This window comes from Photobacterium sanguinicancri, from assembly GCF_002265265.1.
Classification (GTDB): domain Bacteria; phylum Pseudomonadota; class Gammaproteobacteria; order Enterobacterales; family Vibrionaceae; genus Photobacterium; species Photobacterium sanguinicancri.
Map to the genome: position 1 here is coordinate 1 of NZ_NOIF01000015.1, position 22,333 is coordinate 22,333.

General features: G+C 44.7%; 9 protein-coding genes. 6 read left to right on the top strand and 3 right to left on the bottom strand.

The window, feature by feature from the left end; genetic code table 11:
- Window positions 1-140: 140 nt before the first annotated feature.
- The gene (locus tag ASV53_RS04290) at window positions 141-1,307 is read right to left on the bottom strand and encodes a Card1-like endonuclease domain-containing protein (protein ID WP_062690779.1); all 1,167 of its coding nucleotides are present in this window, start codon (window positions 1,305-1,307) and stop codon (window positions 141-143) included.
- Between the two features lie 490 nt (window positions 1,308-1,797).
- Here ASV53_RS04290 and treR point away from each other — a divergent pair, with 490 nt between their 5' ends.
- The 3 genes from treR to treC all read left to right on the top strand — a co-directional run bounded on the left by treR (window position 1,798) and on the right by treC (window position 6,241).
- The gene (gene treR / locus ASV53_RS04295; protein ID WP_094956229.1) at window positions 1,798-2,742 is read left to right on the top strand and encodes a trehalose operon repressor TreR; all 945 of its coding nucleotides are present in this window, start codon (window positions 1,798-1,800) and stop codon (window positions 2,740-2,742) included.
- A 241-nt stretch (window positions 2,743-2,983) separates the two neighbouring features.
- Complete coding sequence (gene treB, locus ASV53_RS04300) at window positions 2,984-4,414, top strand: PTS trehalose transporter subunit IIBC (RefSeq protein WP_094956230.1); 1,431 nt, start codon at window positions 2,984-2,986, stop codon at window positions 4,412-4,414.
- A 129-nt stretch (window positions 4,415-4,543) separates the two neighbouring features.
- The gene (gene treC / locus ASV53_RS04305) at window positions 4,544-6,241 is read left to right on the top strand and encodes an alpha,alpha-phosphotrehalase (RefSeq protein ID WP_189337820.1); all 1,698 of its coding nucleotides are present in this window, start codon (window positions 4,544-4,546) and stop codon (window positions 6,239-6,241) included.
- Between the two features lie 140 nt (window positions 6,242-6,381).
- On the opposite strand, the gene ASV53_RS04310 is transcribed toward treC, so the two are convergent.
- Window positions 6,382-7,026, bottom strand: coding sequence for a LysE family translocator (locus tag ASV53_RS04310; RefSeq protein ID WP_062690782.1), 645 nt, complete (start codon window positions 7,024-7,026; stop codon window positions 6,382-6,384).
- Between the two features lie 318 nt (window positions 7,027-7,344).
- Here ASV53_RS04310 and ASV53_RS04315 point away from each other — a divergent pair, with 318 nt between their 5' ends.
- The gene (locus ASV53_RS04315; RefSeq protein WP_094956231.1) at window positions 7,345-16,470 is read left to right on the top strand and encodes a retention module-containing protein; all 9,126 of its coding nucleotides are present in this window, start codon (window positions 7,345-7,347) and stop codon (window positions 16,468-16,470) included.
- A 178-nt stretch (window positions 16,471-16,648) separates the two neighbouring features.
- Window positions 16,649-17,530: a LysR family transcriptional regulator gene (locus ASV53_RS04320; protein WP_094956232.1), complete on the top strand. Its 882-nt coding sequence runs from the start codon at window positions 16,649-16,651 to the stop codon at window positions 17,528-17,530.
- A 94-nt stretch (window positions 17,531-17,624) separates the two neighbouring features.
- Here ASV53_RS04320 and yccS read toward each other — a convergent pair whose 3' ends face one another.
- Window positions 17,625-19,844, bottom strand: coding sequence for a YccS family putative transporter (gene yccS, locus ASV53_RS04325; RefSeq protein WP_094956233.1), 2,220 nt, complete (start codon window positions 19,842-19,844; stop codon window positions 17,625-17,627).
- Window positions 19,845-20,161: 317 nt separating this feature from the next.
- Here yccS and helD point away from each other — a divergent pair, with 317 nt between their 5' ends.
- Window positions 20,162-22,252: a DNA helicase IV gene (gene helD, locus ASV53_RS04330; RefSeq protein WP_094956234.1), complete on the top strand. Its 2,091-nt coding sequence runs from the start codon at window positions 20,162-20,164 to the stop codon at window positions 22,250-22,252.
- Window positions 22,253-22,333 lie beyond the last annotated feature (81 nt).

Sequence of the window (22,333 nt, forward strand, 5' to 3'; positions counted from 1 at the left end):
GCATTAATTACACTTGGATTTTGACAGCTCTGGAGGATCGTTCAACCGATCATATTTACGCTAACTGATCGGCATTACTGCAGATTGCAGCCTCTTTTGTATCTATTTTTTGCAGATCATTTATTTTTCAGTGATCAACATTAAGCGATGTTGTGTTCCCAACCGCCTGCACCTTTCAACCATTGGTGAAGGTGTAATTCAAGTTCGCCTAACTGATCAGGACCAATGATAGCTAAACCAAGGTCTTGTGCACGTACGAGATCGTGATGGCGAAGCGGACGGAAGCTCACTAGCATAGCGCGTGCTTGCAGGCCGCCAAGTAAGTCGCGTAATGACTCTAGTTTGTATAGCGTGTCATCACCATCATCGCGCATACCTTTGGTCTTACACTCAATGATATGCAGCTTGTTATTAACAACGGTTGCAACATCTAACTCGTTGCGCACTTCGCGATCACCAATCTTACGGTAAACTTGTACACCAACAGAGTGATCTTGGATAGTTGGTAAGTTATTTTGGATGACACGTACCGTACTGTGAACAAGATTTTCTAGCCATTCACCATTAGCGAAACGACGCGCTTCTTCATGCTTGAACGTAAGTGAACCGTCTTTATAAGTCGCGAGCCCAGTATCTTCTAAGTCCGCAAGCAACATACCTAATTCGCGATAGCCTTGTTGCTTTTCACTGAGTGCGACGGTAAGACATTGTTCTTTACGGCAGGTTGTCGCAAGGTAATTAAGTGTTGCTAAACCAGGGCCTAATTCGAGTGCCGAACTTGCCCAGCGTTGGCCAAGTTCACGCAATTGGTCATTAAGGGCTTCAGGAACAAGTTGCTCTGGAAGCTCGCAACGTGCACCAAAGATAGTCAGGTAATCCGTTAATTGAATACGATCTTCAACTTGCTGTTGTTCGCGGTCTGACGGATAAAGCCAGCACATTTCATCACTAAAAGGTTCGATGACATAAATGGGCCAATGAAACGAGCGGAATACTTCATAAGCAGACAGCAAGCGATGACGTAAACCACAGCTGGCGTTAAACCATACCTCAGATTGTGATTGTTTAAGCTTTTCAGCTAGCTCATTAAGGCACTGGCGAATGCAGGTGATATTGATAGAGTCAGGAATGACAAAAAATTCAGCATCAATATTACGAGGGGTTAAGATAGACGACAGGCGATTGTATTGTTCGCGCTGTGTTTCTGTGCCAATAAAAATCATTTTATTGGCGGGTACACCATGGTCTAGCAAGGGGGTTATCAACCGTACTGGGTCTTGGTCGATAATGCCAACGTGAGTAATCATAAGTTCCTACCTTTACTGTGTCTTACTGTGACTGTGGCTTATACAGTCACCAGCGGCACGAGGTGATTTTAGTTCTAATATTATTACCGTGTGGCAGCAGTGAATAGGAGATAGCCAACCAAGTTGCTTTGAAAACACCACACGGAATAGGGCAGATTTAAATCATGGTTGCTTAGAAAAACATCTTAAAGGCAATAATGTATTTAATATCGCTCAGTAAGATATGGTGTTTCATTAATCAAAATTCAAGCAATTATTGTGTAAATTAAACAATTTAATTCTGTTCCTGCTCATTGTTATAAAGTGTAAAGACTAAATCACAATCTGATGTCTTTATTGTGTAAATTTATCTACCAAATTGCGATTAAATGACACTGACACTATGGATCACCACCCCTTTTCATCTAATTGTATAAAAGTGATGGAAATCGGTTGAAATAATTAACGTGGCAACGACAATGTAGCGAAACGCTTTAGTCTGAATAAGTTTATGACAAAAAAACTCACCATTCTCGATATCGCAAAATTAGCGGGTGTCGGCAAGTCGACGGTTTCTCGTGTACTCACCAATGATCCAAAGGTAAAGCAAAGTACCCGTATTAAAGTGGAACAAGTGATCCGTGATTCCGGGTTCGTACCGTCAAAATCAGCGCAAGCGATGCGCGGGGGCAGTGCGAAAGTGGTGGGTGTGATTTTGTCACGCTTAGATTCACCCTCAGAAAATAAAGCAGTGAGCGGAATTTTAGATGTCATTTATGCCGCGGGTTACGATGCTGTCATCATGGAGAGTCAATTTTGCGTTCAGAAAACCAATGAGCACCTCGATGTATTGAAAAAACGCAATGTTGATGGGGTGATTATATTTGGCTTTACTGGTTTTGACGTTCAAGCAATTGAAGCTTGGCAACATAAAGCGGTTGTTATTGCGGTCGACACCGATGCTGTATCTTCGGTAGGGTATGACAATGTCGGTGTGATTGAGTTGGCAATGGCAAAGCTTCAGCAGCAAGGTAAGCGAAATATTAGCTTTGTTGGCGTTGATCCCAGCGACAAAACAACAGGATTAATGCGTTTAAACGCTTATATTAATTATTGCAATGCGGCGCAACTGACCCCTATGTATTGTCATGGGCAATTAAGTCATGAAAGTGCGTATCAACTGACTGATTCTATTCTAACCAAAGATACAGATGCCATTGTTTGCGCCAGTGATACTTTAGCCTTAGGGGTTGCTAAGCGTTTACAAGAATGTAATCGCAGCGATGTGATGGTATCTGGTGTAGGTACCAATGAGTTACTGTCATTTATTTTCCCCAATACCTTCTCAATTGATCCCGGTTATTTTGATGCGGGTAAATCTTCAGCTAACCTACTGATTAAACAGCTTTCTGGTCAACATGTGATTACACACCTGACTCAAGAGGCACATATCTAGCCGAGATAGGCTATTTTACCCATAGTTAACTTATGCTCGTATTGTGAGCTTTCTCATAATTTGGGAATGTTCCCATTTTAAAGTTAAGTCAGGTTTGTCATTATTGTCGCAGGTTGATTTGGGAATGTTCCCACTCGGTGGTCGCTATAGCCCCAAGTCAAAGTAAAAGAATAATATTCACTGTGAAACTTTAGGTTTACATCTGGGCACTCGACGCCCCACATAATGAACGGATATCGATATGAGTAAGATAGACAGACAGCATATTGAACAACTCATCAAGCATATTGGCGGAAGCGAAAATATCGCAGGTGTCAGCCATTGCTTAACGCGTCTACGCTTTGTATTACAAGATAATGAGAAAGCTGATGTGAAAGCCATTGAAGGCATTCACATGGTGAAAGGCTGCTTTACCAATGCGGGCCAATTTCAAGTTGTGATTGGCACGGAAGTGGATGATGTTTACAAACTGCTAAACGAAATGATTGGTCAATCGGGCGTGAGTAAAGACGAAGCTAAAGTAGCTGCTCGCCAGAACATGAGCTTGCTTGAGCGTAGTATTTCGCACCTGGCTGAAATTTTTGTTCCTTTATTGCCAGCCATTATCACCGGTGGTTTGATCCTCGGTTTCCGCAATGTCATCGGCGACATTAAGATGTTCGATGGCCAAACCTTAACTGAAATCAGTCATTTCTGGGCGACAGTACACTCATTCTTATGGCTTATCGGTGAAGCCATCTTCTTCTTCCTGCCTGTCGGTGTGTGTTGGTCTACTGTAAAAAAACTCGGTGGTACGCCAATTCTAGGGATAGTGCTAGGGATAACCTTAGTGTCACCTCAGCTAATGAATGCCTATTTGATAGGAAAAGAAGTGCCCGAGGTGTGGGACTTTGGTTTGTTTGTTATCGAGAAAGTTGGTTATCAAGCACAAGTGATCCCTGCGATGCTAGCGGGTATAGCCTTAGCGTTAATTGAAACTAACCTGAAGCGTATTATTCCGTCTTATTTATACCTAGTGATTGTGCCATTTGTCTCGATCATTATTGCGGTGATTCTTGCGCACGCCTTTATTGGCCCATTTGGTCGCATGTTGGGTGACGCGGTAGGTGTGGCTGCTAAAGCGGCAATGACGGGTGACTTTGCGGTTATTGGCTCCATGATTTTTGGCTTCTTGTACGCACCATTAGTGATCACTGGTATTCACCATACGACGAATGCGGTGGATTTACAGTTAATGCAAGACATAGGTGGTACACCCATTTGGCCTTTAATTGCATTGTCTAACATCGCACAAGCCTCTGCGGTTGTCGGTATTATTTGGATCAGTAAAAAGAATAATGAGCGTGAAATTTCAGTTCCTGCGGCTATTTCTGCTTACCTTGGTGTCACAGAACCAGCAATGTACGGTATTAACTTAAAATACAAATTTCCAATGTTGAGCGCCATGATAGGTTCTGCCCTTGCCGCTGCAATTTGTGGTAGTGCAGGAGTGATGGCGAATGGTATTGGCGTCGGTGGCTTACCGGGTATTTTATCTATCCAACCGCAATATTGGATGACCTTCTTTATTGCCATGCTGGTGGCCGTGATTGTTCCAATCGTACTTACACTTATTTTGTATAAACGTGCAGAAGCAAAGGGTGAAATTGAACAATCACCACAAGCGGCTTAGTCATGCCACCTGAGGCCGTAATAATAAAAATACAATAACACCAATAAACAAGACTCCACATTAAGCTGCACTTTTACTAACCCAAAAGTGCAGTCCCAGAAATACAACGAATTACGTGAGCAAGTAATCATGATGACAGAGCAATATGAATGGTGGCGCACCGCAACTATTTATCAAATTTACCCAAAAAGCTTTTGTGACAGTGGCGCAAAGGGTACTGGCGATATCAAAGGGATTATTTCAAAGCTCGATTATATTAAAACGTTGGGTGTTGACGCTATTTGGTTAACGCCAGTATATGAATCCCCTATGGTCGATAATGGTTACGATATTGCGGACTATTACCGCATTAATCCTGATTTTGGCACCATGGAAGATTTTGATGAGCTGCTTAGCCAAGCGCGCCAGCGTGGTATCCGCATTATTATGGACATAGTGGTAAACCACACATCGACTGAACACGCATGGTTTAAATCAGCCTTGGGTGATAAGAACAGTCCATACCGTGATTACTATATTTGGCATGATCCCGTTGATGGCGCAGAACCAACGAACTGGCAGTCAAAGTTTGGTGGTAATGCATGGGCATTAGACGAACCAACTAACCAATACTACTTACATTTGTTTGCTAAAGAGCAAGCAGACCTTAACTGGGAAAATCCGAAAGTTCGCCAAGAAGTGAAAGACGTTATTAGTTTTTGGGCCGAAAAGGGCGTCGATGGCTTCCGATTAGATGTCATTAACCTGATTTCTAAGCAGCAAGATTTCTTGAATGATGACGTTGGTGATGGTCGACGTTTTTATACTGATGGCCCACGAGTACACGAATACTTGCAAGAAATCAGCGAAGCTGTGTTTCAGAAATACGGTTCAGTGACAGTGGGGGAAATGTCTTCCACAACGCTAGAGCACTGCCAACAATACTCAGCGCACGATGGTAAAGAGCTATCAATGGTCTTTAATTTCCATCACCTAAAAGCAGATTATAAAAATGGTGATAAGTGGACCAAAGCGCCGTTTGACTTCTTACAGCTGAAATCAATCTTCAATCATTGGCAACAAGGTTTGCACGCTAATGGGTGGGGCGCATTGTTTTGGTGTAACCATGATCAGCCACGTGTTGTGAGCCGCTTGGGTAATGATGAAGAATATCGCGAGCTGTCAGCCAAAATGCTCGCAACCTCGATTCACATGATGCAAGGCACACCGTATGTGTATCAAGGTGAAGAGATTGGGATGACGAACCCTAAGTACTCTTCAATTGATCAGTACCGTGATGTAGAAAGTACCAATATGTATAACATTATGGTGAATGAACAAGGTGTGAGTGAGCAAGAGATGCTGGCTATTTTGGCGCAGAAATCCCGAGATAACTCACGTACCCCAATGCAATGGGATGCCAGTCCGCACGCAGGGTTTACCCAAGGAACACCTTGGCTTGAAGTCGCCAGTAATTACGCGAGCTTGAATGCAGAGCAAGCGATTGAAGCACCTGATTCGGTTTTTCATTATTACCGTAAGCTGATTAGGTTACGTAAAGAGGTGGATGTAATCACCACGGGTGACTACACCGATTTGATGCCAGAGCATTCGCAGCTGTTTTGCTATAAGCGTCAGTCAGAAAATCAAACGTTAGTGTGCATTAATAACTACTATGGTGAATCGGTAACGTGCGAAATCCCGGCTGAGATTAAGATGGCGGAAGGGGATTATATTTTAGGTAACTACGCAGGTTTACTTGAACCTGAATGCGCACAAAAGCCAGCACAAACGCTGACACTTCGTCCTTATGAGTGCCGTGTTGTTTTTATTGATCACTCAATGTAACTGGCTCTTTATAGATTCCCCCTAACTTGACTCTTGGTTTGCACGCTCGAACCAACTGGCTGAGTAGATGTAAAAAAGGCTTCCAATCGGAAGCCTTTCGTTTTTGTTCGTTAAAATCAATATTTGCAAATAGCTGTCAATTATAGTGTTGGTGTCGGCACTTGTGATGCCAATAACCAAATGGCTAATACAAAAAAGATTAAGCCCATGAACTTGTGCTGGTTTGTGCGGAATTTTTCATTCTTTAATAATGTCTTACCCAAGCTTCCGACAGTTGTGACCAAGAACAAGTTGAACAGCAAGCCCAATACATTCAGCAGTAAACCAAGTACCAGCATTTGTTCGCCTGACGTTGCAGTTGATTGCGTTGACACAAATTGTGGTAAAAAGAGCACGAAGAAAATAAGCGCTTTAGGGTTAAGTAAGTTACTGATAACCGCACGTCGATACAAGGTTTTAGCTATGCCAGATTGTGCTTCTAATTCAGGCGCATCTGATGGAGTAGTGCGCATGCAATCCCAGCCCATCTTTAACAAATAAGCACCGCCCATCACGCGAAGTACTTCAAGCGCAATTGGATTCATGGCAATGAGTGCAGATACGCCCATTGCGGCCAATAGTGTTAGTAACACCCCCGACGTTGCATTACCTAAGCTAGCAAATACACCCACTTTACGACCGTAGCTTAAGCTAGAGCTCGCAATGAGTAACATATCAGGGCCAGGGATCAGCAATAAAGCGACCACCGCAGTCAAATAAACAGGCAGTATAGAAAAATCAATCATGGTGTTGGTACGTTACTGTTGTATGAATTCAGAAGGAAGGGCTGGATTCTATACTATTTGGTAGATAATTAAAGCGGCTATAGGATCAAAATTCAGATGTTAAACCTATATCTATAGTTATTAATAGTAGATAACAAATGTAATTATAGTTACGAATATGTAGCTAATTAAATGTGAGGTTGGTGAGTAGATTGGGTTTGTTAGATTTTGGTGCAGCCGATTCTTATTTATGATTCTCATATCTGTTTTAAGATAAATTCAAATACTCGTACATACTTAATAGTTATAGGTCGGTGATCATGTTGCGGGGCTGGTGCGATGTATCAAGTTAATGTGGGGAAAGCTGCAGTAGTTGAAAGCGTCGACGGAACGGCCTTTTTACTGATGAGTAACGACAATGCAGTCCCGCTTGAACCCGGTATGGTGCTTAAGGTAGGCCAAGTTATTATTACGGGTGAAGGTACCCAAGTGGTGGTTTTTATTAACGGTGATCTTGTTACTGTTGATGCCAGTTGTGCCGCCTGTTTAGACCCCAACACCTCCTCTGAATCAATGAACAGTGCGCTTATTCAGCAAAGTACTCAAGCGGTTTCTCAGCCCCCATTGATTGCATTTACTTCTCCTGATGATGCGCAAGATATTGATATTGCAACGATTCAAGCTGCTATTTTAGCAGGGCAAGATCCCACCACTATTTTAGATGCACCTGCCGCAGGTAACGATGCTGGTTCAGCCAATGATGGTTTTGTTGCTATTGATTACAACTACCTTTCAACCTTGGCAACGGCAGGTTACGACACAGCTTTTCAGCGTTTTCCAAACCAAGATGATGATGACGAAAAGCCGTTTATTTTAGCCGCTGGTGGTCAATCGGTTTCTATTGTTCTGACGGAAGGGGATTTGCAGCCTTTAACTTATCCCGTCGATGCGCAGCAAAGTGTGCTCATTCAATCTGGGTCTTTGCCCTTGGAAGCCAATAGTGTGGTGTTTGAAGTCGCATCAGTGGTTCAAATTCTCAGTGCCTTGTCTCAAAGCGTGACGGCTAATGGGCAAAGTGTCAGTTTTGTTTACAATCTTGCCGATAATGAAATCGTAGGAACAAGCTCTGATGGCGTGGTGGTGATTTTTGGTTTAAGCGCCCAAACATCAGGGACTGATTTAGCGGTTACCTTAACAGTTGAGCAGCGTTTACCCATCGATCACATCACGGCGAATAATGGTCTAGTGACTATAGATGGTGAGCAGCTAAGTGTTCCATTTTCCATTCAAGCCTTTGATGGTGGTGGTAATGCAATGCTAGCACCTGTCACTATGAATACGGTGCTGAATGATGGTGAGTTCCCTGCGTTAGCCATAGATCCTGGGGTTGAATTACAAGAGCAAAATGAACCGCAAACAATCAATGGTCAGGTTCCCCTTGAGGTAGGGAGTGACTTTATTGAAACGGTCGATTTTGCAGCAGAACAGCCGACGTTAGTTGGGTTAACCAGTAATGGTTTTGCCACCCAGTTTTCAGTGGCTGGCGATACTATTCTAGTAACACGTGCCGACGACCCTAGCATTGAAGTATTACAAATCGTCATCACCACGACAGGGGCCTATAGTGTGACCTTGTCGCAACCGTTTGACCAAGATCCTATTACTGATGTGACAGTACTAGCCCTTGGTGTGACGGTAACTGACAAAGATGGCGATACCAGTAATGTTGAGAATGTGAACATTAAAATTATTGATGGTGCCGATCCTGATGGCGGTAATAAAGGGCGCATTCAAGTTGTTGAGGGTGATCTTGATAGCACGGTGACGGTAGAGCAATACCCAGTGTCAAACAGTGACAGTTTTGTGATTAAAGCGGGAGTTGATCGCATGGTGCCCGAATCACTGATTCTGGCCCCCGCGTTTGAACAAACACTGATACAAGAGCTCAATTCGCTGACGAGCAGCCAACAAGCCATCACCTTTAGTACAAGCCAAACGACGGCAGGGGAAATAACCCTGACGGGACGATTAGCTTCGGGCGAAGAAGTGCTGAGTGTAGTTATTACTCCCACCCAAGATGGTCAGAATATTCTGATATCGAATACGATGATCCAACGATTACCACTGGATCACCTGAGCCAATCCCAGACATTACTCACTGTCACCGACCAACAACTCGAATTTAAAATACCGCTTCAAGCGCAAAACAGTGATGGTGATTTTTTAGGGCAGCCTGCGGTATTAACCGTTGCCTCGACGGATGGCGAAGCTCCTGCCTTTGTTGAAGATCAAGGCAGTGCAATCACAGAAGTCGGCACGATTGATGATGGTCAAATTGAGATAAACTTGGGCAGTGATGTGATGCAGTCAGTCTCATTTTTATCATCTCAACCAAGTGTTGAAAATCTCACTAGTCATGGTTTTGTGACTGATTTTAGCGTTAGCGCGAATGTGCTGACGGTATTTTTGGCTTCAGATCCGAGTCAAACTGTGTTGACCGTGACATTAGCAACCGATGGTAGTTACACCTTGGTGCAAAGCCAAGCGTTAGACCAAATCAATGCTGAAGATAGCACCGAGCTTGTGTTAGGAGTGACAGGGCAAGATAGCGATAACGATGCCACTGTGCCAAATGGCGAGCTGATTATTACCATTAATGATGGCATTGACCCCAGCGGCGCCTTTACTACCCAAGATAACGCTGATTTACGAGAAGGCAGTTTATCCACTCCGACTGGACAAGCTGGCGGTTATCCCGCTTCTGATACTGCGAGTTTTACTTTTGCAGCAGGTATTGATCGCTTAGACCCAAGCAGCATCACGATAGACCCCGCGCAACTTGCAAGCTTAATTGCAGAGTTAACAGCGGATGTCTTATCTGCGGGGCAAGCACTTAGTTACAGTTTTGATGCTACAACCAACACCTTAACAGGAGAGCTTGCAGGGCAAACGCTACTGGTTATTACGTTCAGTGCTGTCAATGTTTCAGGTTCTAGTTCAGGTGTAAATGCTGGCGCAGAAAACGTTATGGTTAATTTAACACTGACGCAGAATGCACCGCTGGATCATAATATTAATGGCAATAGCCAAGGCTTAGTGCAAGTCAGTGGTGAGCAAATAGCAATAAACCTGCCGCTGCAAATGCAAGATACCGATGGAGATGATTTAACCACCACTGCGCTGGTCGAATTGGTGCTGCGTGATGGTGATAATCCCATCATCAACTCTCCTGAACCAGCGACAGTGCTAGAAAGTGATATTGATGGTAATGCGGACAATCATCAGGGGGCGAATCCGTCGGGAGCCGGCAATATTGATGCATCACTTTTTACCGTAACTACGGGCAGTGATGAAGTGGTGACCTTTGTTATCAATACTGCCTCTTTTAATCAGCGAAATCCCACCTTGACCAGTGACGGTGCTTTGATTGAGCTGCAAGATGTGGGTAGCGGCGTATATCAAGGTGTGGTGGCTGACGCTGGGCAAGGTGGCGCGGATAAAGTTGTCTTTGAGTATGTTTTGCAACCGACGGGAAGCTATACATTTACTTTACTGGGCGCCTTGGATCATAGCGTTCAAGGTGCCGATACTTTAGTTGTACAATTGCCTATTCAAGCGCAAGACCAAGACGGTGATTTAAGTGAGGTTGTAAACCTTGCCGTGGTGGTAACAGATGATGTCGCTAACGGTCGTGATATTAGCTTTTCGATGACTGAAGGGGCTGGCGCTACTAATCGCGTTAACTTGTTACCAGCCGCGCGTGAAGGGGCTGATGATGCAACGGTCACTTCTATTTTTGACCAAGGCCAAGAAGTATTCTTAACCGGAACTGGCTTTAATAGCATCCCTATTCATGATGATCGCGGCGTCTTACTGGGTCAGCTTCGTATTCGGGAAAATGGTCGGGTTGAATTTATTGTTGAACCCAATATTGACCATGATAGTGCCACCTTAACGCATCAAATCCCTTACAAAGTGACGGATGGTGATGGGGATATTGCATTAAGCACCATTACGTTAAATATCGCCGATCAGTCACCCATTGTGATTATTGAAATCGATCCACTGCGAACATTTGAAGATGTTGGTCGTATACCAGATCCCGATGAAACAATTATCGATCCACCAGCTGGAACACCTGTATTTATGCAGGTCAGTATAGGGGATGCGGATCGTGGTGAGCGCATTGGTGAAGTGTTAATTCAAGTGCCTACTACTGAAAATGGTGATTTTTATCATGATGGTGTGAAGTTAGATAAAACACCTGACGGCCAGTTTTATATTGTACCTGTGTCAGCGTTTACTACGACCGATGGCATAGTTTATGAGATGAACAATGTCAGCTTTCTACCAACGGCTGACTTCTCAACCATTAATGGCAATTTGAATTTTGCGGTTCAAGTAACGGTCGATACTGATGATGTGCCGCACCCACCTATTCCCGCGACGTTTACTGTCACTGTGTTAGGTTTGGCTGATATTCCAACGTGGGATCTCGAGCAAACGCAATTGCATTACACAGGGCGTGAAGATGAAGCCAATATCGCGCTGCAATTAACCGCTGATTTAAATGATACCGATGGTTCAGAGACGCTCTTTTATATTATCGAAATTCAACCAGACAGTAACGGAACAATAAACGGTACTTTGGTGGGTAATGGATTAGCCAGTGTTGGAGCCAATCAATGGCGAATTGCCGCCGCGAATATTGATTCGGTGCAGGTTAACCCAAACGATAACTATAGTGGTGATATTCGACTAACAGCCGTCGCGCAAAGTGAAGAGCTCGCAGTGTTCGATGTACAAAATGCGGATTCAGTGGCGATTGAATTAGTAGTGAATGTGTTACCTGTCGCGGATAGCGCAGTGCTTAAAGTGACGCGAATAGAATCTGACGAAGATGTTCGTATTGCATTGGGCAACTTCATCACCTTATCAGATACAGATGATACCGATGGCTCTGAAGCGCGATTTATTCTGGTATCGGGGTTGCCTGTTGCCAGTAAGGTATTTATCGATGATGTCGAGCAAACCCCAGATGCCGATGGTAAATATGAAGTGCCCATTGATCAACTCAGCCAACTGACTTTTCAACCGACACCAGAAAGTAACCTAGATTTTGAATTGACCATTGAAGGGAAAGTCGTCGATACCGCGGTGATTACAGATGCTGCGGGTAATACCCAAACCGTGCAGGATGTGCTTATCACCCCAGCGACGCAACTCGAAGTGGCGTTAACAGGCGTTGCCGATGTACCTGATTTTGTGGTGGTTGACGATCCTGATGGTAGCCTCGACCCGGGTGATTGGCAGAAGTTACCAACAGAACTCGGGGTGGAAACCTTAATTTTAGAAGATAGCACCGCGACACTGAATTTCGATATTGTCTCGGGAGAAGACGCGTTAAAACAACCGAGTGATAATTCAGAAACTGTAACCCTCGTTATCTCCAATATCCCTGCTGGTGTGCAGATATTTGACGCGACAGGTAATCCGCAAACCCTCACCTTTGTCGGTAATGACGCTAGTGGTAATCCGATGTACGAGGTGAATTTATTATCGTTGCAGAGTATTAGTGTTGTTCCGCCATTGCACAGCACGGCAGATATTGAACTCAAAGCGACTTTGGTGACAACAGAAGATGATGGTGATCAGTTAACATCGGAAGGCACCATTAAAATCAATATTGCGCCAGTGATAGATGCCGTGGATTTTACTAAAACCACCTCAAACGGTGCGCTTGAAGATACCACAATCAATATTGATTGGCAGCCAACGGCGGATGAAGGCTTTATTGATAATCAGGAAGAGATTGTTGGCTTCAGTATTGATGCTATCCCGAGTGATTACACCTTGTTGATAGATGGTTTGGTGTTAGTACCACAAGCTGGTGGCGAGATTGTGCTGACGTCGGCACAAATTAGCACGCTACAATCAGGCGGTCAGCTACAGCTGCAAGCGCCACAAGATTCAGATCGCGATTTAACGCTCACAACCCGTTTAGTCATAGAGCAAACCGATCTTGATGGTGAGCCGACAGCCACCAAAGAGATCATCGGTAGTTTAGTGGTCGATATTCGTGCGGTTGTTGAGCCTGATGGCGTATTACAAGTTGAAGATAGTACAGGTACTGCGGTCAGCAGTTTGCAAAGTAGCGACCAAGGCGTCATTGATTTAAGTAACGGTGCTAACTCGCAAGGTCAGCTCAATTTTGTTGAAAACGACGCCCCCACACCGCAAGATTCTAGCGATGAAATCGTGCGAAAAGTGGTGATCAGTTTCCCCACAACGGACAGCAATGGTGACCCGTTACCTGAAGGTTTTGTGGTGGTGGGTGGCTTCCATGATGGGGAAGGGAATTGGGTTGTGCCAGAAAGCCAGCTCAATAACATTCAGATTGTTGCCCCGAGTGGCTATACAGGCACATTTGATTTAACCATTAGCGGCCAAGTGCAAGACCAAGGGGACAGTAACGCTGCAACAGGTATACCTGAAGGTGATACCAGCTCACGGGTACGATTTGATGATGTGCTTACCTTAGACTTCTCGCCGAACACTTCGGTAAATACTAATCAAGCGGGCACAATTGTAGTTAACAATGGCGTGATCACGGGTGATGAAGATCGCACCGTTGATCTGGGTGTTCAGCTTGGCAATATTGTGTCGGTTGCCGTTGATGGTAATCAAACTAGCGATGTTTTCTCATTGGTTATTCAAGCCAGTGATCTACCAAGTGGTGTCACTATTGGTGGCACTGAATTTGACTTTGTTAATGGTGAGTACGTTATTCAGGTGCCAGTTGATCCAGCAACAGGCGAAGTCATATTAACGAGCGTGACATTAACTTTAGCGGAAGATTTTGCCGGTGATTTTGATTTCCCTGTCCGTTTGGTGACGACCGATATCACCAGCGGAGACGTGAATACCGAGAATCTGACCTTGCAAGTACGCGTCGCCCCCATTGTTGATGTGCCGAATGAAGGTAACCCCGAATTTGATATTAATGTGGTGCAAACGGCAGGGCTCGATGCAGATAAACAACCGATTAGTGAGACCGGGAACCCTGAAGTTATCTTAACGGATGGTGCTTATGAAGATGGCATTATCACGCTAGCGTTAGCGGCCACCTTGGCGGATATAAGCACCAGCCTAGATGAAGGCTTGGAAAGCGTTGAGCAAGCGACACTGTCGGTAGATGCAGCCCTCGGGGCATTTTTGGTGACCAATCCTGATGGCACTGTAACCCCGACCCAATCGATCACTGTCAGTAGCAGTGAGTTGGATGCCATTCAGTTCCAACCCTTTGAAGACTATAGTGGCCCTGTCAGTGTCTCCGTTGATGCTGTTGTCATTGATAATGTGACTTATGACTTAACGACGCCAGCAACAGCTTCTGATTCTGGCAATGTCATAACCAGTATTCAGTTTGATGTTATCCCCGTAAATGATGACGTTCAATTCAGCGGTACAGACCAAGTTATTGTTGGTGAAGAAGAACAAGCGGGTGGCATATCCTTGGGCGCAGTGGCTTTTCAGCTTGATGATATTGATGGCTCTGAATCTATGGTGTCTGTGCTCATAACCAATGTACCTGATGGCTTCCTGATTGGCTCTCCTGCCCGTAATTTAGGCGATGGCGAATGGAAGGTGACGGTTCCCGCCAATAGCACTAGTTTTGATTTATCGGGGATTAATCTGATCCCACCTAAAGACTTTAGTGGCGATGTTGAACTAGGGATCACGGTTTTTACCAAAGACGATTTATTAAGTGAGGTTGCCGAGAAAAACACAACCGTGAATGTCACAGTGACACCTGTTGGGGATCGAGTCGATAGCGACATCACCACAACTTATCAAGGAACAGAGAGCGCCAGCATTACCCTTGAGCTCAATGTAGAAGCGCGAGACAAGCAAGACAGTGTCAATCCGCCAGTGAGTAATGTCACAGAGAATCCACCAGAGTCGCTATTGGTGACCATATCGAATGTGCCTGATTCCAGTACCTTTGAAGTACCGACCGACGGAACAGCAGTTAACCTTGGCGGTGGTGTGTGGCAGTTTGAAATTACGACGACCCAGCTCGATAGCTTGGTGTTTAACCCAGTCAATGCCAACGGCGAAATTGTACTGGAGGTCAATATTCGCGGCGTAGATAACGGCGTTGTAGCTGAAGATAGCTTGGCAACCAATCAAACTCTAACCCTGAATGTGACGGCTGAAAACGATGCGCCCATTAATGTCGTACCCACAGGACCGTTGTCAGCTGACGAAGATCTTCCCCTGACCATCTCAAACATTGTTATCACCGACGTGGATGCTCGGGAGAATAATGGTGACATAGCCGTGGCATTGAATGTGAACAATGGCTTGCTCACCTTACTCGATACCACTGATATTATTGTCACAGGGCAGGGAACAGGATCACTCCAGATTACAGGGCAAATTGATGCTATTAATACTGCGCTTGCTGTGGGCTTAAGCTACCAAGGTAATCCAGATTTTCATGGCAATGACACGCTGACGGTATTCACCAACGACAACGGAAATACAGGGACTCCAGGACCACTGACAGATACTAAAACGGTTGATATTACCGTCCAACCTAAACCCGATATTCCGACACTCACATTAAATCGTCCACAAACAGCAACGATAACTGCGGCGACTGCCACCTTGATCCCGCTGCTAGGCTTAATGGCCGCCGTGGCGAATCCTGTTCTTGATGAACTCACTATTGTGGTGAGTGGCTTAAATGGCGGTGTGCTGGTGGACAGCAGTGGTACACCTCTTGGCATTCCTATTGATGCGAACAGTACACGATTAACACCTGTGGAGCTGACAGATTTGCATATAAGTGGCCTCAGTGCTGGGTCAACAGCACTGTCAGTACAAGCACAATCAAGCGTTGGTGGAGAGACTGAAGTCTCGGTGAATACGATTGATCTCAATATCACGGTGGAAGCCAGTGATGACTTAGCGGTTGGGGTGACGGCGTCACCCGATGGAAACGTGGTGCTAGGTGGCGATAATCCTGAAACGCTCACAGGTGGCAGTGGTAATGATATTTTAGAGGCGGCTGGTGGTAACGATATCCTGATTGGTGGTTTGGGTGATGACATCTTAACAGGCGGCAGTGGCGATGATTTATTCTTATGGCGCAGTGAGGATATTGCCGCGCATACCGACGAGGTCACTGATTTTGAATTGACTAGTGATCAACTTGATATATCCCAGATCTTGGATGATCAAAATAGTGATGGACTCGGGCTTGATGATCTATTAGCGAGCATTACTGCGAGTGGAGATGACAGTGCCCTAAGTCTAGATGTGAATACCAGTGGTGGCGGAACTCAGGTGATTAACTTGTCGAGTGTGGGGCTATCTGACTTAGGGCTTGCAAGCGGAGCGACAAGTGAAGACATCATTACCCAGCTATTTAATCAACAAGCATTCAAATTGGATTAATTGGCTAACCAGTAAAGATAAGTAACGAGCAATTGAGATTGACCTTTTTGTTCAGCGGGTTAGCGAAATCTTTCGTGTTAGTTTTTTGTCAAAAATATCCGCAGAGGCGTACTAATCTTAATGAGTACGTTACCATGAATATTCATGGTGAATATTTGAGCATTTATAGGGTAACTTGATGAATCTTGAGCAACTTAGTGCATTTGTAGCTGCCGCAGAAACAGGATCATTTAGCGCCGCAGCACGGCTTGTGAGTAAAACTCCCGCCGCCATTAGCCAGCTAATCGCCAACCTTGAAATCGATTTTAATATTCGTTTATTTGACCGTTCTGGACGTTACCCAGCATTAACTGACGAGGGGGTCACTTTATATGATTATGCCAAGCGTATTGTTGATTTAAGCAATGATATGGAGCGTAAAGTGGCAAGTCTCCATAAACAGGTGGAAGATCAGGTTACGATAGGGGTTGAAGGGTGTATTAGCCATTTTGTTATGCCTGAGCTTTTAGGTCGTTTTGCCAGGAACTTCCCCGATGTTAGGCTTAATGTCGTTAATATGGATTCCAAGTTACTTCGCCAATCTGTTATTAATGGCACGTTAGATCTTGGTATTGGCTTTTGGGATTTTAAAGATAATGTGGATTATTACAGTTATACATTGAAATCTGTCGCGACCACAGTCGTCATTTCACCTCAACATCCACTCGCAGGCGAAGAAGTTGCTTACGATGACTTATGTTCACAGCGACAACTATTATTACCAGTTAATAAATCGTTTGATTCTGCGATCATCAGTGTGAATCGCTGGGAGTTTGATAGCGTTAGCGATTTGATTTCAGGGGTGATAAAGGGATTAGGTTGGGCAGCACTGCCTATGATTTGTGTGGAAAATCAGCTCAAAAGTGGCGAGTTAGTTGAGCTTGAAGAGATTGATTTTGGGATCAGTACCGAAGCGATTTACCTTGAACTAATGAGCTCGAAGCTTGTGCCTGCAGGCCCTGCGATTAGCTGGCTTAAACAAACAATCAGTGAATTAGAAATTGAAAATAATGCTGATTAAGTGGACTTTTTCCGGGGCGAGAACCCTCAATATTATGAAGCCAGTAAGTAATGCTTACTGGCTTTTCTAATTACTAAGCGAAATAAATTCCGGCTTATTTTTGCTGGTTGTCTTTAGTCAGTGTTTTAGCGTTTGATATTTTTTCTTTCACTGGCTTGGTTGTACGTGCAGCTAACTTATTTGCCAATGAGTGTAGCTCGGGCAGCATACGATGGATTAAGTGTAATTGCTGTAACACCATACGTGCAGAGGTACAGTCCTCATCACGCCACTGTCCTAAACGTTGTTCTAACTCATTGTCGCATTCTGGTGCTGCCGCGCAGACATTACCTGCCAGTTGGGTAGATAAGCAATCTAGCTGAGAGTGAATATAACGGTGAGCTTGTGCCACTAGTTGATGGGTATATTCTTCATCTAAACGGGTTCTATGTGCACCTAATGCCGAAATGTAGCTCAACATGGCATGGTTTAGCGTTAAGAAGCGAAAACACTCATCGGTTGCCATGCGGTAGCGTCCGGGTTCTGCCAGCATATTACTGATAGCAGTGCTAAGTTGTGCATCGGTATTGTGAGCATCGCGTCGAGACACACGGTACTGCAAACTGTCTTTTTTACCAATTCGATATTGGCCGATGATTTGACCTAGATAATCGCGATTAGCGGTGATCGCCGACGACATTACATTATGTAGTCGATTCGCTTGCCAGTCGGGCAGGATATAACTCACCGCCAATACCGCCAGCAAACAGCCAAGTAAAGTATCGCCCAAGCGAGGCAGAATTACCGCAAACCCTTCACCCAGTTGGTTGAAACAAAAGAGAACAAGTAAGGTGATAAAGGTTGTCGCTAAACCGTAACGAACAGTCCGAAAAGCAAAGAAAAGCACGCCAGCCAGTACCATGAGTACCAGTTGTCCTTCTTGTCCTGGGAATAAATAGAGCAGCGGAATACCAACGAGCAAGCCTGCTAATGTCCCCGCAACTCGCTGTACCAGTTTTTGGCGAGTGGCACTGTAATTGGGTTGGCAAACAAAGAGCGTGGTTAACAATATCCAGTAACCACGTTCAAGATCTAATGCTTGAATACAGCCATAACCAACTACGAGTGCGATAGCCATCCGCAGGGCATGACGAAATAAGATTGAATCTGGCGTAAATTGGCCGATAAAACGCTGCCATAACTCTTTCATGCTGCGCGCTTCGGTGTCAGCCAATTCAATATCATCACCTGTCTGAGCCACGTCAGGGTTACTGACATTTGATAACTGGCGTTCAACCGTCGCAAGGTTGTTAAACAGGTATTCCAGTTGGCTCAGAAATACTCGCCACTCAGGATTTTTCTGCGCTTTAAGATAATTCAATGACTCTTGCAGTTCGTCCAAAGCACGTACGCTTTCCGCGCCATGTCGATACTGTTTTCCCATGGATAAAGCTTGCGATATTTCACGACAGGCATTGGCTTGCGATGTAAGCAAGCGTTGGAAGCGAAACAGTACGTCACTGCGATGAAACGCCGCAGCGAGATCTTGGTAGCGATAATGGGATGAGCTGGCGCGTTCGTGAATGTCTTGCGCCAAAAAGTAGATCTTTAAGAATTTATCGCCGGTTTGGTTCGGCTGACCACGACGGGCACGGTGCAGCAGTGTGGCTTTGGCATTATTTAAAGCTGTAACAACACGGGCATTTTTACTGGCAGCTTCAAGGCGTAGTGGCTGAGGAACCATGTCTAAGACTGGTTCAAAGAGCTTACTTTTACTGTCTAAATAGTGGGCAAATTCATTAAATACCCCTGCCAAACTTTGCTGTACGGGTTGGTTAGGCCACAGTAATTGCCATGTCAGCGACAGCATGCCGTACCAGCTTGCACCTGCAATCAGTAATGTGGGTTGATACCAAAGGTTAGGGCTGTTTTCAGCGCCTAGCATGGTATATACCGCCAATAGTAGCGAAGCAAAAGCAATACTTGCGTAACGAGCCCCCATTGCCCCTAGCATGATGAAACCAAAGGTTGAAACGAATAAGCCTATTGCAAACAGCCATGGGGTATCGAACAGTAACTCAATAGAAAGCGAAGCGACCAAAAAACACACCAGCGTCATGCTTTGCGCTTTGATGCGACCTCTGAGGTTATCATCCGTTTCGGCTAATGCAGATGCAATAATACCAAGCACTAACGGGGTAACTGCCGTGGTTGCTTCCCAATACCAGCACGGTAACGCCACACCAACGAGTGCAATAAAGACGCGAATGCTGTAGTTGATACGGTCGTTAGCCCAATAGCGGCCTAATGTTAGTTTGAAGCGGCTGTTCTGCATGGTTTTGATGAGTTCTTATTCGTAATGAAGAAAGGTTACACAACAATTCATCGCGCGACTAAACGTGGAGTCGATGAAGAGGACAAATATATCAAATATAGGGGCTTTTTGCTTTTCTTCAGCATAAAAACCGCATAGAAAATGAAAGTATTTGGTGGGTGATATGAGGTATTTCGTCAATTTTAGGTCAGAAGGCTATGGTGAAGTCTGAGTTCTTGGTAATCTCTAGTTCCGTTTTAAACCCAACAGCTAGTATTAAATACTGGATGTGAAATATCACGCAGTGCGTGTAATGACTCAGTGTTTCAGAGGACAGGATGAGATTAAGTGCCAACTGGTTTGCCCAATGGTTAGTACAAGGCGACTTTTACAGTATCGAATTGCAAGAAAATAGCCTGATTCTTGATAGCCAAACTGAAACAGAAATGCTTCCTTTTGACGAGTGGGATGGCGCCATTACTGTTCACCGTGGTGTGATGTGGGGGTCATTAGAATTAACGTCAGCTGATCAACAATACTGCTGGACAGTACATGGTCTACCGTGGCGCCATTGTAAAGTGTTCGCTAATTATCTACTGAATGCTTACCGCCAGTGGGCACATAATCGCGTTGATAAATTAGATGCTGCAATTCCCCAAATGATGACCCAAATTCAGTCTTTCACGGAACAAAAAGGCTACTTACGTCGTTCAGCACATATTGCTTTGCATCAGTCTTTGAATGAGCAACTTGCAGAGACCGAACTCACCTCTGAATTGGCGACGGCATTTCGTCCACATGCACTTGAAACTATCGCGCCTTGGTTAGACGATAACCAAGAGTGGGTGGTGCAAACTAACAGCGAATGGCTTGAATCGGAATCTGAAAAATGGTCGTCGTGGTTCGATCAATTTGAGTCTTCGCCGCTAAACCCCTCGCAACGTGAAGCTGTACTGATTAACCAAGATCATAATCTTGTTCTAGCGGGAGCAGGAACAGGCAAAACCAGTGTGTTGGTGGCGCGTGCTGGTTATTTAATTGCCGATCAGCAAGCGCATCCTGAAGATATTTTGATGCTGGCATTTGGCCGTAAAGCCGCAGATGAAATGCGTGAACGCCTAAGTACCAAAGTGAATAATGCCATCAAGGTTGCGACATTTCACAGCTTAGGTACGCAAATCATTCAAGCTGTGGAAGGTGAGCGTCCCAATCTTTCTCCCTTAGCCTTGGATGACAAAGCACGCGCAGCATGGATTGGCGCAATGCTAAAAAGCCAGTGGCAAAATGCCGCATCAAGTAAACGTTGGCAAAAGCACTTAACCCAGTGGCGTATTCCCGGCTTTAAAGCTGATAATTCATTAGAGCAACAGGCGAGTAATGAGCAGCTGATCGCTTGGGTATGGCGACATATTGAGTTACTCGGCCAGCGTAGTGGTGTAAAGAAAACCGAATTAATCGAGACGATTGAGCTAAGTGATAAAGAAGCGTCTCATGGCAGAATGAAATCAGAACTGTCACTGCTTTGGCCATGTTTTCGGGCCTATGAACAGCATTTGAAAACCAACAAAGAAATCGATTTTAATACCATGATCCAGCTGGCAACTGAATATGTGGCAGACGGAAAGTTTGTACCGCATTGGAAATTTATCATGGTAGATGAATACCAAGATATTTCACCTCACAGGTTAGCGTTAATTGAAGCCTTGTGTAAAAGCGATGTGGAACGGGCTGGTAACGCGACTTTGTTTGCTGTCGGAGATGATTGGCAGGCCATTTACCGTTTTGCGGGTGCAGATGTGAACCTGACAACGGGCTTTGAAGAGCGTTTTGGTGATTGCCATATTACGCAGTTAGAAACGACGTATCGCTTTAACAGTATGATTGGTGAAGTCGCGAATACCTTTATCCAGCAAAACCCAGAGCAAGTAGCTAAATCACTCACCAGCTTTAAAAAGCAAAAGCGCAAAGCGGTGACCCTGTTATGCCAAGATTTGCTAGAACAAGAATTGGTACAGTTGGCCAGTCAACATGAAAAGCCAGTCTCTGTTTTATTGCTTGGCCGTAATAATAATCAACGTCCTGAGCACTTGAGTCGTTGGCAAGAAAAATGGCCACAACTGAACATTCAATTTATGACCTGTCATGCCAGTAAAGGGCGTGAAGCTGATTACGTGTTTATTATTGATGTGAACAAGGGGATCTTCCCCGCGCCAGATCGTGAGACGGGTTTAGCAGCTTGTTTGCAAGCGCGCAATGAAGCTTTTAGTGATGCAGAAGAACGCCGTTTGTTTTATGTGGCATTAACACGTGCGAAGAAGCATGTGTGGGTTTGTGCGGATCAAGACAAAGTATCACCGTTTGTACAAGAATTGATAGATGACAGTTATTCGGTGCTGAATAAAATTAAGCGTACTAAAAAAGCAAGTTAACGCGCTAGCAATACAGACAAGATAAAAGAAAAAAGCCTTCTCATTGCATCAGCAAGAGAAGGCTTTTGAGTATTTACTCTT